The 13,677-nt window shown below is 70.3% G+C and carries 9 protein-coding genes; 8 read left to right on the plus strand and 1 reads right to left on the minus strand.

What is annotated here, in order from left to right:
• Entirely contained in the window at positions 1-1,182 is a 1,182-nt protein-coding gene (locus ACH4S9_RS20450; protein WP_358847290.1) for a S8 family serine peptidase, read from the plus strand.
• A gap of 89 nt (positions 1,183-1,271) precedes the next feature.
• On the opposite strand, the gene eccCa is transcribed toward ACH4S9_RS20450, so the two are convergent.
• Positions 1,272-5,249: a type VII secretion protein EccCa gene (gene eccCa, locus ACH4S9_RS20455; RefSeq protein ID WP_398373467.1), complete on the minus strand. Its 3,978-nt coding sequence runs from the start codon at positions 5,247-5,249 to the stop codon at positions 1,272-1,274.
• A gap of 348 nt (positions 5,250-5,597) precedes the next feature.
• Here eccCa and eccD point away from each other — a divergent pair, with 348 nt between their 5' ends.
• The 7 genes from eccD (at position 5,598) to ACH4S9_RS20490 (ending at position 13,675) form a co-directional block, all read left to right on the plus strand.
• Entirely contained in the window at positions 5,598-6,998 is a 1,401-nt protein-coding gene (eccD, locus tag ACH4S9_RS20460) for a type VII secretion integral membrane protein EccD (protein WP_311725520.1), read from the plus strand.
• Between the two features lie 30 nt (positions 6,999-7,028).
• Positions 7,029-8,558 carry a type VII secretion protein EccB gene (gene eccB, locus ACH4S9_RS20465; protein WP_398373470.1) on the plus strand — a complete coding sequence of 510 codons (1,530 nt, stop codon included), beginning with the start codon at positions 7,029-7,031 and terminating at the stop codon, positions 8,556-8,558.
• A 38-nt stretch (positions 8,559-8,596) separates the two neighbouring features.
• On the plus strand, positions 8,597-8,938 hold the full coding sequence (locus ACH4S9_RS20470; protein WP_311725522.1) for a hypothetical protein: 342 nt from the start codon (positions 8,597-8,599) through the stop codon (positions 8,936-8,938).
• Between the two features lie 56 nt (positions 8,939-8,994).
• The gene (locus ACH4S9_RS20475; protein ID WP_311725523.1) at positions 8,995-9,315 is read left to right on the plus strand and encodes a WXG100 family type VII secretion target; all 321 of its coding nucleotides are present in this window, start codon (positions 8,995-8,997) and stop codon (positions 9,313-9,315) included.
• A gap of 67 nt (positions 9,316-9,382) precedes the next feature.
• Positions 9,383-9,877, plus strand: coding sequence for a type VII secretion system-associated protein (locus tag ACH4S9_RS20480; RefSeq protein WP_311725524.1), 495 nt, complete (start codon positions 9,383-9,385; stop codon positions 9,875-9,877).
• 74 nt (positions 9,878-9,951) lie between these two features.
• Positions 9,952-13,194, plus strand: coding sequence for an AAWKG family protein (locus ACH4S9_RS20485; protein WP_398373473.1), 3,243 nt, complete (start codon positions 9,952-9,954; stop codon positions 13,192-13,194).
• Positions 13,195-13,216: 22 nt separating this feature from the next.
• Positions 13,217-13,675 (plus strand): YbaB/EbfC family nucleoid-associated protein, encoded by a 459-nt coding sequence (locus tag ACH4S9_RS20490; RefSeq protein ID WP_311725527.1) that lies wholly within the window; start codon positions 13,217-13,219, stop codon positions 13,673-13,675.
• Positions 13,676-13,677: the final 2 nt, after the last annotated feature.

The raw sequence follows: 13,677 nt of genomic DNA on the forward strand, positions 1-13,677 counted from the left end.
ATGCGAAGCGATCGTTACCGCCGCGCCTCTGTGACACTCGCGGCGGCAGCCGCTCTCCCCGCGCTGATGATGTCCACGCCCGCACAGGCCGACCAGGACGACCCGGTCAGCCTGCCCGCGCTCCGCTCCCGCGTCGCCCCCGACGAGAGCTGTGCCACCGCGTCGCTCAAGGCCGCCGAGCAGCAGCCCTGGACATGGCAGGCGTTGCAGCTCTCCCGGGCGTGGCAGCTGTCCAAGGGCGCCGATGTGACCGTGGCCGTCGTGGACACGGGCGTGGGCGACGACCTTCCCGCGCTCTCCGGCCGGGTGACCCAGGCGGGCGACGCGGGCGTCGACTGCGTGGGGCACGGAAGTTTCGCCGCGGGCCTCATCGCCGGGGCCCCCAGCGGCAAGGGCGCGGTCGTCGGCGTCGCGCCACGGGCCCGCATCCTGGCCGTCAGGGCCACCGACGCGCGTGGCAACACCACCGCCCAGCAGGTCGCGGACGGCATCAGGACCGCCGTGGACGAGGGCGCGGACATCATCTACACCGGGCAGGCCCTGGCCGTGGGCAGAAGCCAGTTGACCCAGGCGGTCGCCTACGCCACCACCAAGGACGTGCTGGTCATCGCCCCGGCCGCGCCGGACATCGCCCCCGAGGGCGCCGACGGGCGCCCCGATCCGCGAGCCCGCGCCTACTGGCCCGCCCAGGTCCCGCAGGTGCTGTCGGTGGTGGACTACGGGCCGAGCGGCGGCCGCCCGGAGAAGGCGGCGGCCCCCCTCGCCCCGGACCTGGCCGCCCCCGGCGACGCGGTGGTCGGCATCGGGCCCAAGGGAAATGGCCACTACATCGGTTCGGGGTCGTCGCTGGCGGCCGCGCATGTCGCGGGGGCGGCGGCGCTCATCCGCTCCTACCACCCCGACCTGTCCGCCGCCGAGGTCTCCCGGCGGCTGACCGAGGCCGCCTACCCCGGCGAGGCCCCGCGCCTGGACACCTACGCCGGGCTGACCGCGGTCCTCGGCGACGGCACCCGGGCCGAGCCGAAGGCCGCCGCCGCCCATGTCCCGCCCGCCGCCCCCAAGTCGCCGCGGGTACGGGCCCTGCTGATCGCGGGCGGAGCCGCGGCCGTCGTCCTGCTGGTGGCCGCCGCCGCGTTCATCGTCCCCCGCGGCAAGGCCCGCGGCTGGCGCCCGGCCGGGTAGGACCGGACTCCACGCGAGCGGGTCACGGCACGGCGGTGCCGGCGTACGGAGCGCGCTCCGTACGCCGGCACCACGATCGCCGCCCGGTGTCATGAATCCTCCGGGCCCATCAGGGCCGTCTGGATCTGCACACTCTTGCGCCGGGCGATCCGCAGCCCCCGTCCGGGCGGCAGGATGCGCCCCTTGACGTTGCCGAAGAGATAGCCCTCGGTCGGCGGGCAGGACAGCAGGATTCCGGGGGTGTTGACCTCCTGGAGCCTTCGCATCAGCGGGTCGTTGAGGCCCCGGCCGGCGCCCGCCGCCGCGCGGGCCACGATCATGTGCAGACCGACCTCGTAGCCCAGCGCGAGGAAGTTCGTCAGCCCCTCGAAGGGCTGGTTCAGCGGTCCGCCGCCGCCCACCATGTCGTAGTCGTCGACCAGGACGAACAGCCGCGGCCCGGTCCACCAGTCGCACTGCCGCATCCGGGACGGGGCGATGTCCGGGCCCGGCATCCGGGTCTTCACGGCCCGCGCCGCGCCACCGACCAGCTCCTTGAGGGCGTCCAGCGAGACGGCGTGACCCAGCCGGTACTCGTCGGGCACCGCCTCCACCAGCTCGCGGCGGTAGTCCACGACCATGATCCGGGCCTCGGCGGGGGAGTACCGGGCCATGATCGCCTGCGCCGTGAGCCGCAGCAGGTTGGTCTTGCCGCTCTCCGTGTCGCCGACCACGATCATGTGCGGATTGGCGCTGAAGTCATGCCAGACGGTGCCCATCCGGTCCTCCTCCAGACCGAGCGGCACCCGCAGATCACCCTCGGCGGGCGGCAGTTCGGCCGCCGGGAGCTTCGTCGGCAGCATCCGCACCGGGGGAGCGGGCGGGCCCGACCAGTGCTCGCGCACCGCCGCCACCAGCCCGGCCACGCCGTCCGCGAGGTCATCGGCCCCGGCCACGCCGTCGATGCGCGGCAGCGCCGCCAGATAGTGCAGCTTGGACTCGCGGGTGAGGCCACGCCCCGGGATCCGGGGCACGCCCGCCGCCTTGCGCACATCGATCCCCGAGTCCATCGGGTCGCCCATGCGCAGCTCCAGACGGGTCGCGGCCTGGTCCCGGACCGCCGAGGACAGCTCGACCCAGCGGGCGGTGGTGACGATCAGGTGGACGCCGTAGTTGAGGCCCCGGCCGGCGATGGCGTTGAACGTGGGGATGTGCTGGTCGTACTCCTGGCGGACCGTCGACCAGCCGTCGATGACCAGGAAGACATCACCGTGCTTCTCCCCTGGGAACTCCCCGGCCGCCCGGCGGCGCCGCAGCGTCGCCATCGAGTCGATGCCGTTGTCCAGGAAGAACCGCTCCCGGTGCGCCAGCACCGCGGAGACCTCGGCGATCACCCGGCCGACCCGCTCCTGGTCCAGCCGGGCCGCGACCCCGCCGACATGCGGCAGGCCCACCAGACCCGCGAGCGTGCCGCCGCCGAAGTCCAGGCAGTAGAACTGGACTTCGCGCGGGGTGTGGGTGAGCGCGAGAGACGTGATCAGCGTACGGACGAGGGTCGACTTTCCGCTCTGCGGGCCGCCCGCGACGGCGACATGGCCACCGGCCCCGGACAGGTCCACCCGCAGCTCGTCCCGGAGCTGGTCGAAGGGCCGGTCCACGACGCCGACCGGCACCGACAGCCGCCCCCGCCTGGTGAGATCCGTGGTGGTCAGCCCGTACTCGGCGTGCGGTGCGAGCAGCGGCAGCAACTCGTCGAGCGGCGATGGGTCGGTCAGCGGCGGCAGCCACACCTGGTGCGCGGGCGGCCCGGCGTCCCGCAGCCGGTCCACGGCCACCGACAGCAGGGCGTCGCCGTCCCCGGCCTCGCTCTCGTCCGGCTTCTCCGGCTCGTCCGGAAGGTCGGGCAGCTGCCGCGGCACCACCCAGCCCGCCGTCCACGGCACCACCTGGCTGGCCACCCGCGCCTGGTGAGCCGAGCCGCTGCGCCGCCGGTACGGGCCCGAGACATAGGCCGCGCGGAAGCGGGTCAGCGCCTCGACGCCCGTCTTGATGAAGCCGCTGCCGGGAGTCGGCGGCAGCTCGTACGCGTCCGGCACGCCCAGCACGCCCCGGCTCTCCATCGCCGAGAACGTGCGCAGGCCGATGCGGTAGGACAGATGGCTCTCCAGCTGGTGCATCCGGCCCTCGTCCAGGCGCTGCGAGGCGAGCAGCAGATGCACCCCGAGGCTGCGGCCGAGGCGGCCGATCATCACGAACAGCTCCATGAAATCGCGGTGCGCGGAGAGCAGTTCGCTGAACTCGTCGACCACCACGAACAGGCTCGGCAGCGGCGTCAGCGGCGTGCCGTCCGCCCGCGCCTTCTCGTACTCCAGGGCCGAGGTGTAGTTGCCCGCCGCCCGCAGCAACTCCTGACGGCGCATCAACTCGCCGTGCAGCGCGTCCTGCATCCGGGAGACCAGCGCCACCTCGTCCGCGAGGTTCGTGATCACGGCGGAGGTGTGCGGCAGCTCGTCAAGACCCAGGAAGGTCGCGCCACCCTTGAAGTCGACCAGCACGAAGTTGAGCGTCTCGGAGGAGTTGGTCAGCGCCAGCCCCAGCACCAGGGTGCGCAGCAGCTCGCTCTTGCCCGAGCCGGTCGCGCCGATCAGCATGCCGTGCGGCCCGGTGCCGCCCTGCGCCGACTCCTTGATGTCCAGCTCCACCGGCACCCCGTCCGAGCCCACCGCGATCGGCACCCGCAGCCGGGCGGATCCGGTACGGCGCTCCCACAGCGTGGGCGGCTCATGGCGGTACAGGTCCGGGATGCCGAGCAGCGAGGTCAGCTCCACATCGGCGGCCAGCGGCTCGGCCGACTCCGTGGCCAGGCCCATCCGGTACGGGGCCAGATGCTTCGCCAGCGACGCGGCGACGGTCGTGCTCAGCCGGTCGGGCCGGCCGAGCGGGGTGGACTGCTCCTTGCGGTCGCGGTCCGTGCGCACCAGATTCATGGTCTCGTCGGACACCTGGAACCGCAGCGTGGCGCGCCCCGGCCGCCAGGGCAGCTCGCCGGTGATGTCGAGCACCACCGCGTTGCGGTGGCCGGGCCCCTCCATGCGGTGTCCGCCGGGCGGCGCGACACCGTCCAGCACGATCACCGTGTACGGCTCCTCGCGCCCCGCCATCGCGTCCGGGTCGAACGGCGGCCGCTCCTGGAACTCCCCGCCGAGCAGGTCGTCCAGCTCGTTCACCGAGGCCACGACCATCCGTACGGAGCCGGCGCCGTCGCTCTCCTGCGCGTGCCGATTGTGCGGCAGCCACTTCACCCAGTCCCACTCGGCGCGCTGCTCGTCCGCCGTGACCACCGTGATCCACAGGTCCTCGGGGGAGTGCAGCGTGGCCAGTTGGGCGAGCATCGCCCGGGTCAGCTCCCGGATCCGGGCCGGATCGCCCCGGAACAGCACCCGCGCCCACGTCCGCAGATACACCGCGATGGGCTGGCCGGGGACGGTGGAGTACGCGCGGATGAAGCTGCGCAGCGCGTGCGCGGTGAGCGGTTCCAGGTCCTCCACCGGCTTGGTGGACAGCGGCGAGAGCCGCAGCCCCAGCTTCTGGTCGCCCACCGCGACCCGTATCTCCCCGAAGTCCGGGTCGCCCGGGCGCCGTTCCCACAGCCGGGTGGTGCCCACCAGCGACCACAGCGCGGTCGGCTCCGGATGACGCCACAGGAGGGCGCGCTGCTGCTCCACCACGGCGGCCCGGACCTTCTTCCGGGTCTGCCGCAGATAGCGCAGATAGTCCCGCCGCTCGCCCTTGAGCCGCTGCTTGCGCTCGCTGTTGCGGCGCACGACCTGGCCCAGGATCATGGCGACCGCGGAGACCACCATCATCCCGAGGGCCAGATAGATGAACGCGCCGCTCTTGGAGCCGCCCGGCCGCATGTACATCAGCATCATGGACACCGACATCAGCGCCATCGGCAGGTAGTTCCACACCGCCGAGCTGTCGGGCGTCACTTCCGGGAGCGAGGGCGGCTCCTGGAGGCTCAGTTCCCCTTCGGGCATGTCCGGGCCGCGCCGACGCGCGGGCCTGCGGAACAGGACGGTACTCAAGCGGGTGGTCTCCTTCGGGGCCGGGGGTGCTGCCGGGATGCTGCCAATGGGCTGAAAACAACCGTTGAACGGACGGTGACACGCGCGGCCGGGGCAGGCAGGGCCCGGCCATCAGGGCAGCCGCGGCGGACGGCAGGAGCGGTGAACCCGAGCCGGGGGCAGGAATCCCGGGCCGGTGAAGAAGAGTCTACGATCCGATTCCACGGTTCACTTCGACGGCCGTGACCGAAGCAGGCGGTTCAGCAAGTAGTGTGCAGCCTCCCTGCGCACACGTCCAACGCCCCACACCCCCCACGGAGACTTACCCCGTGTCCCGAACACGTCTCCCGAAGAAGCGTGAGTACTCTCATGACTGACAGCGCAACGGCAGGGCTCTGCCGCGTCACCGTGCGCGCCCCCGCCACCTCCATCGACCTCGCGGTCCCGGCCGATGTCCCCGTCGTCGATCTGCTGCCCACGCTGGTGCGGTACGCGGGTGACGACCTCGCCGAACAGGGTCTGGAACACGGGGGCTGGGTGCTCCAGCGGCTCGGTGGCGAACCGCTCGCCGAGGACAGCAGCCTCGAATCCCTCGGTGTGCTCGACGGCGAGACGCTCTACCTCAGCCCGCGCACCGACGTCCTGCCCGAGGTCCGGCTGGACGACCTGGTCGACGGCATCGCCACCACCATGGCCGACCGCCCCTTCGGCTGGACGGCGACCATCAGCCGCCGGCTGCTCCTCGGCACGCTGATCCTCACCCTCGCCGCCGGGCTCGCCGTCCTCGCGATACCCGGCCCGCCCGCCGAACTGCGCGCCCTGGCCGCGGCCGCCGCCGCGGCGCTGCTGCTCGGCGGCGCCGCCTCGGCCAGCCGCGCGGTCGGCGACGCCGAGGCGGGCGCGGCGCTCGGCTTCGCCGCCGTGCCGTACTGCGCCCTCGCCGGATGGCTGCTGCCCGGCGGCGACCTCGGCGGACCGCACCCGTACGAGGTGCTCGGCTCCCGGCTGCTCGCCGCGAGCGCCGCGGCGGCGGGCGGCGCCATGCTGGCCGTCGCCCTGGTCGTCGCCTTCGCCGCGCTCTTCGTGGCCGCCGTGGCGGTCGCCGCCGCGGGCGTCCTCGCGGCCGTCCTGATGATGACCGCCGATCTGTCGGCCGCCCACGCCGCCGGTCTTGTCTCCCTGGCCGCCGTGCTCTTCGGGGCGTTCGTGCCCTCGATGTCGTTCCGGCTCTCCGGGCTGCGCATGCCCCCGCTGCCCACCAACGCCCAGCAGCTCCAGGAGGGCATCGAACCCCACTCGCCGTCCGCCGTGGCCGCCCGCACCGTCATCGCCGACGGCTGGATGACCGGCCTGTACGCCGCGGCCGGGGCGATCTGCGCCGGCTGCATGCTGGGCCTCGCGCGCGCCGAGGATCTCCCCGAAATCCTCACCATGGCCGCCCTGTCGGTGCTGCTCCTGCTGCACAGCCGCGGCCTCGGCAACACCCTTCAGCGCCTGTCGCTGGTCGTCCCCGCGCTGTGGGGCGGCGCCCTGCTGATCTACGAGGCGGCCACCTCGTACAGCTCGTCCGGCAAGCTCCTGCTGGTCGGCGGGTTGCTCGCGGTCGCCGCCGCCATCGCCATCGCCTCCTGGACGGTGCCGGGGCGGCGGCTGGTCCCGTACTGGGGGCGGGCGGCCGAACTGCTGCACTCCGCCATGGCGATCGCCATGTTGCCCCTGTCGCTGTGGGTGCTCGGCGTCTACGGCGCCCTCCGCTCCCTCAACGGATAACGCCCAAGACCGCCCAAGGACGAGTTCTCCATGCAGACCAAACGCGACCAGGTCCAGGCCCATATGTTCCTCATGGGCCGGCTGACCTCCAGCATGCTGCGCTCCGACCCGGACGCGCCCGAGAGCCCCCAGGGCCGCACCAACCGCGGCGTCGCCATCGGCGTGATCATCACCGTGCTGCTGTGCGCCGGGGCCTTCGTCCTCGGCCTCATCTCGCCCGGCCAGAAGGACTCCTGGCGCTCGGCCGGAAATCTGATCGTCGACAAGCAGACCGGCGCCCGCTACCTGTACCTCGACGGACGGCTGCGCCCGGTGCGCAACTACGCCTCGGCGCTGCTGCTCGCCGGCTCCGACCTGGAGACCACCACGGTGGGCTCCAAGTCCCTCAAGGGGACCCCGCTCGGCACGCCCATCGGTATCGAGGGCGCCCCGGACTCGCTGCCCAAGGCGGGTGACCTGTCCGACGACCCGTGGCAGGTGTGTTCGGCACCGTCGGCGGAGAACGACGGCAAGGTCGGCACCACGCTCGCGGTCGGCGCCGAGACGCCGGGCGACGCGCTCGGCAAGGGCGAGGGGGTGCTTGTACTGGGCCCGGACCGCAACCGCTACCTGCTGTGGCAGGGCAGCAGGCTGCGGCTGGACCGCGACTCGGGCGCGGCCGAGGCGCTCGGCTACGCCACCACCAAGCCGGTGCCGGTGTCGGCCGGGTTTCTGAGCGCGCTGCCCGCGGGCCCCGACCTCGCACCGCCGGAGACCCCCGGGCTCGGCGACCTCGGGCCGCGGCTGGGCGGCCGCTCCACCCGGGTCGGGCAGGCGTTCGCGCTGGACGTCCCGGGCTCCGACAGCCGCTACTACCTGCTGCGGAAGGAGGGCCTCGCGCCGCTCACCGCGACCGAGCTGGCGCTGGTGCTTGGCGATCCGCAGACCCGCGCCAAGGCATACGGGGGCCAGGCTCCGGTCGCCTCGCCGGTGACCTCCCAGGCGCTTCAGGGCAATCTCGCGCCGGAGGGCTCGCTGAACAAGGGCCCCGGCCAGGCCCCGAGTTCGCCGCCGAAGGCGGTCACCGTGTCTGATGAGCAGACCCCGTGCGTCCGGGTAGCGCCGCAGGGCAAGGGCACCCGGGTCGGGGTCACGCTGGTCGAGGAGCCGGACCTCGGCCCGGTGGCCCAGCACTCCGCGGGCGCGGCCGCGGCCCCCGCGTGTCTGCCCGTGGACCGGATCACCGTGCCGCCGGGCCGCGGCGTTCTCGTACGGGCGCTGGGCGCCGGCGGGGGCCGGGTCGGCAGCACGGTCTACCTGGTCACCGACTCGGGCGTGAAGCACCGGCTGGCGAACCAGGACGCGGTCAAGGCGCTCGGCTACGAGGGCGAGGGCCCGCAGGAGATGCCCTCGCTGATGCTGTCGATGCTCCCCTCCGGCCCCGACCTGTATCCGCAGGCGGCGCAGAACGGCCAGGTCAACGTGACGGCGCCGCGCTGCCGTTTCCCCGGCAAGGGCGAACAAGCGAAAAACAATCTGACGACAAGTCAGACGAACGAGAAGACAAACGGAGCCTCGTAGCATCGCCCTCCTGAAGCCGATCGAGGAGAGGGGCGCGTATGTCTGCCAACGGCATGCAGCAGTCAGAGGAATCCGCGACACGGAACGGCATCCAGGCCCTGGAGATGGCCTTCAGCGGAGTCATGAAGTGCCGCCAGGACGTCGAGTCCACCAAGAACAACCTCATGACCCACTACAAGGGCAGTGACGGTGGCGCCTTCCGGGACCTCGTCACGTCATGGGAGGAGAAGGCCGATGTCATCCTCACCAACGTCCAGGACATGATCGAGACGCTCAACCAGACCCTCGTCGAGCAGGGCAAGCAGCAGGGGTCCTCGAACGAGGCCATCAACCAGGCCTACTCGCAGTCGGACGCGGTCTTCGACACCCTGACCGGCTGATCCGACCGCCGGTTTCCCCACCAACCTTCGGACCCTAGGCGAGACGAGGACAGGCAATGAGCGACTTCACCGACGGCTACATCTACGTCGACTACTCGCACATGAGCAACGCGGCCGACGACATGATCACGCAGACGAAGGCCATCGCGACCACGCTCGAGAACCTGGAGATGGAGCTCAACGAGCTCAAGAACACCTGGATCGGTGACGACAAGGACGTCTACACCCAGAAGCAGCAGGCCTGGGACAACGCGGTCAAGGGGATGGAGGACCTGCTGACGAAGCACTCCGCCCTGCTGACCTCGGTCTCCGAGAACTACCAGTACAGCGAGCAGTCGCTGACGCAGATGTGGGACTCGGTGAAGATCGGCCGCTGACGCCCGCCGGCGGGGCCGGCCCCCGCGGCCGGCTCGCCCATCACACCCCCAGCGGGAAGGACCCGGAGTGGACACCAAGGATCCGAACGAGAAGACGACCAAGCTGACCTTGGACAAGGCCGGTCTCCAGAGTTTCCTCGACAATCGCGTGCTGCCCTTCAAGGACGAGATCCGCAAGATCACCGAGGACGACCCCACGTTCGGTCCCTCGATGGGCTCGCTGATCGGCAAAGAAGACATCAGCATCGAGGACTTCGACTCCTACCAGGCCGGGAAGCCGCTGTCGCTCGGCTGGATGCTCCAGGAGGGCGAAGTCGACGGGCAGGTGGCGAAGCTCAACAAGAGCCTCGCCACGATGGCGGAGAACCTCGTCGAGATCTACAAGGAGCAGGCCAAGCTCTTCGGGGACATCGAGGACAACCTGGAGACCACCATCTCCACGCTGTTCTCCACCCAGAGCGGCAATCTGACCACCATCGACGGCCAGGAGTTCCTGGACATCTTCGAGGACGTGGACGACGACCTGGCCGGTGGCAAGGGTGGCGGCGACGATGACGACTAGCCGCTGAGCGTCCCGCCGCCCCCGTTCCCGCCCGCCCCCCACCCCGCTGACCGGCCCGCCGGAGGTCCCGCGCCATGTCCAAGAAAGTCCCCGTCGCCCACTCCGACAACGACTGGTGGGCCAGGGCTGTTCGGGTGCTGACGGGCGTCGTCCTGCCCGCCAGGGCGGACCTCTTCGACAGCCTCCTCGGGAACAACGACATCCCGCTGATGCGGCTGGAGTTCTCCGACTACAACGGCGAGCCCTCCAACGCGATCGTCGAAGCGGTCAACGACATGTCGTGGCGTACCGAGAACTCCGGCTGGCGCATCAACAACACCGACTTCGTGATCCCGTTCTACTCCGGGAAACACGGCCCCATCAGCGGGGCGGCCCCGGGCACCAAGGTCGTGATGAAACAGGCCCGCATCACCCTGCTCGGCACCAACGGCACGGACGACCCCCCGGCCGGCGGAGTGGTCGTGGGCGGCGAGTTCAAGAGCGGGCTGGGCAAGGACTTCGAGGGCCAGTCGAAGGACACGACCTGGAGCAACGTCGGCCTGTCGCACTACAGCTACGGCGGCGGCATGGCGCTGGTGTCGCTGATCAACAACGGCAAGACCACCGGATTCGACTGGTATGGCCTCAGGGTCAACGAGAAGGACGCGGTGGACCTGGATTCCTTGAACAGGTCGGCCGAAGCCCTCGACCGGGCCGCGCGCTTCTTCAAGAATCGGTACGACGACCTCCGGGACTGGGAGTTCGACCTCGGCAAGGAGGAGGCGTCATGGAAGGGAATGGCCGCCGGGGTCTTCCGGGACATGGTCCACGGGATGGCGCGCAACTACAAGTCGTACAACGAGCAGATTCCCCTCCAGGGCAACGGATCCAAGTACGGCAATGAGCTCCGCAAATACCGGCAGGACATCCACAACGCCTCCTATTCGCTGTACAACAAATGGAACACCTGGCAGCTGCTCACCGGAAATCCGCTGCGCTGGCTGCACGACATCCTGCTGGATGTCTCCGAGTGGATCTGGAAGAACAACATCACCAAGGTCCGTTACTACGAGGACTACGGATACGATTCCTACGACTCGTACCACGCGGTGAAGCTGGACGGCTTCCACGGCGACCACCCGACCTACGGCCAGCTCGAGGACAAGGAGACCTGGAAGAAGATCGGCGAAGAGGCCATCAAGAAGTGGCAGCAGTCCGTCGTGGACGTGCTCGGGGAGGCGGGCAAGGCAGCCATCCTCGCCATTCAGAACTCCGTGAACGACCAGGACCTGCCCAAGAAGATCGACACGGAGACCACCAGCCTGAGCCAGGAGTTCGCCAAGGACCAGGCGGCGAAGGAGAAGGCGGACGCCGAGAGGGAGAGGAAGCGGATCGAGGAGGAGAACAAGAGGAAAGAGGAGGAGAACAAGAGGAAAGAAGAGGAGTGGAAGAAGAAGCAGGAGGAGGCCGAGCGCAAGGCCGAGGAGAAGGAGAAGGAGTGGGAGAGGAAGCAGGCCGAGGCTGAGCGCAAGGCGGAAGAGAAGGAGAAGGAGCAGGAGAGGAAGCAGGAGCAGAAGGAGAAGGAGCAGGAGGAGAAGCAGCGGGAGCAGGAGAGGAAGCAGGAGCAGAAGGAGAAGGAAGCCGAGGCCAAGCAGGCCGAACAGGAGGCCAAGCAGGCCGAGAAGGAAAAGGAGCAGGAGGAGAAGCAGGCCGAGCAGGAGCGCAAGGCCGAGGAGAAGCAGGCGGAGCAGGAGGCCAAGCAGGAACAGAAGGAGAAGGAGGCCGAGGCCAAGCAGGCCGAGCAGGAACGGAAGCAGGAGGAGCGGTACAAGGAGCAAGAGGCACAACAGCAAGCTGCTACGACATTGGCACGCACGGAACGCGAGCAGCAGAAGAAGGAGCAGGAGAAGAAGCAGGCGGAACAGGAGGCCAAGCAGGCCGAGAAGGAAAAGGAGCAGGAGGAGAAGCAGGCCGAGCAGGAGCGCAAGGCGGAAGAGAAGCAGGCCGAGCAGGAAGCGAAACAGGAGCAGAAGGAGAAGGAGGCCGAGGCCAAGCAGGCCGAGCAGGAGGCCAAGCAGGCCGAAAAGGAGAAGGAGGCGGAAGCCAGACAGGAGGAGCAGGAACAGAAGCGCATTCAGACCGAGAGCGAATACGAAGCCAAGCAGAAGGAGCAGGAGGCCAAGCAGGAGCAGAAGGAGAAGGAAGCCGAAGCCAAGCAGGCCGAGCAGGAGGCCAAGGCCGAGGCCAAACAGGCGGAGCAGGAAGCCAAGCAGGCGGAGCAGGAGGCGAAGCAGGAGCAGAAACAGAAGGAGGCCGAGGCCAAACAGGAGAAGCTGGAGCGCGAACAGGAACAGCGCCAGGCCGATGCGGAGAAGCGCTACGAGCGCCAGACCCGGGAGCTCGGCGGCGGGAGCCCCGGGCGGTACGAAAGCCCGGACCTGCCCTCCGACCTGCCCGACGACTACGGCGGCCAGAGCCCCTCGCTCGACCGCACCAGCGGCACCACGACCCTCAACCCCGACCGCACGGTCACCCTGGAGTACCCGGACGGCACCTCACGGACGATCGATGTGCCGGGCGGCGACATCTCCACGGTCCTGCCGGACGGTTCGACGGACTTCGACACGCTGCGCCCCGGTGACTCGATCACCAACAGCGACGGCAGCATCACGACCCTGGAGCGGGACGGGACCCTCAACACCGAGTTCCCCGACGGCAGCAGCACCCGGATCGACCCGGAGCAGGGGCTGATCACCAACCGCCAGCCCGACGGGACCACGACCACCACCCCGATCGAGTCGGGCGAGACCCTGCCGAGCAACCTCGGCAGCTCCTCCAACCTCCACTCGCCGTCGAGCTCTTCCTCGTACGACGGCCTGTACGGCGGCGGCTATGAGGACGACCTGTACGACTCCACCCCGTACAACAGCACGCCGTCCGGCAACGGATATGGTGCGGACGGCAGCTCGTCCGGTGGCGGCATGCCGATGCTGCCCCCCGGCACCCGGATGAACGGGTCCATGAGCGGCGGCGCCGGTTCCGGCGACACCGAGCGGGTCCGCGGGGTGTACGACGACCCCACCCAGCCGATCGTGCGGCGCCTCGGCGGCTCCCGGCCGTCCGGTTCGAGCTACCAGGAAGAGGAGATCGTCGCCGCGCGCGGCGGCGGGATGTCCACCGCCGGTGGCATGCCCTTCGCCCCGCCGATGGGCGGCGGCATGGGCGGCGGCCAGCCGCAGACCCAGAGCTCCGACCGCGAACGGGCGGCGTGGCTGGAGGAGGACGAGGACGTCTGGGGCACGGACGAGGGCGGCGCTCCAGCCGTCATCGGGCGTTGAGAGCGGCGAGGAAGGCGTAGCGATGGACAGGGAATCGATCAAGGATCAGCTGGCCCGGGCCATGGCTGACATGGAGCGGACCCAGCAGGCCGTGGCGCAGGCCAAGGCGCAGCTCAGGACGGCCTCCGTCACCGTGCGCTCGCGGGACCGCGCGGTCGAGGCGACCGTCGGCGCGCAGGGACAGCTCGCCGATGTGAAGTTCCTCGACGGCAGGTACCGCACCATGGCTGCCGCGCAGCTCGCGGCCTCGGTGCTGGAGGCGGTGACCCAGGCCCAGGCGCAGATGGCCCAGACGGTCATGGACACCTTCCGGCCGCTGTCCGACAGTGTGAGCGGCGCCCCGCGCCTCGACGGTGTCGGCATCGAATGGGACGAGATCTTCGCACCGCTCGCGGACACCGCCTCGAAGGGCCGGGCCGCGCATACCCGTTCCAGCGACCGGCTGAGAGACGAGATCCACGAGGACGGGGACCGGAGGTAGGC

Origin of the sequence: Streptomyces sp. NPDC021225 (genome assembly GCF_044332865.1) — a bacterium.
Lineage (GTDB): Bacteria > Actinomycetota > Actinomycetes > Streptomycetales > Streptomycetaceae > Streptomyces.

Coding starts and splice junctions, on each gene's coding strand:
- ACH4S9_RS20450 (WP_358847290.1), top strand. CDS start 1: ATGCGAAGCGATCGTTACCGCCGCGCCTCTGTGACACTCGCGGCGGCA.
- eccD (WP_311725520.1), top strand. CDS start 5,598: ATGACTGACAGCGCAACGGCAGGGCTCTGCCGCGTCACCGTGCGCGCC.
- eccB (WP_398373470.1), top strand. CDS start 7,029: ATGCAGACCAAACGCGACCAGGTCCAGGCCCATATGTTCCTCATGGGC.
- ACH4S9_RS20470 (WP_311725522.1), top strand. CDS start 8,597: ATGTCTGCCAACGGCATGCAGCAGTCAGAGGAATCCGCGACACGGAAC.
- ACH4S9_RS20475 (WP_311725523.1), top strand. CDS start 8,995: ATGAGCGACTTCACCGACGGCTACATCTACGTCGACTACTCGCACATG.
- ACH4S9_RS20485 (WP_398373473.1), top strand. CDS start 9,952: ATGTCCAAGAAAGTCCCCGTCGCCCACTCCGACAACGACTGGTGGGCC.
- ACH4S9_RS20490 (WP_311725527.1), top strand. CDS start 13,217: ATGGACAGGGAATCGATCAAGGATCAGCTGGCCCGGGCCATGGCTGAC.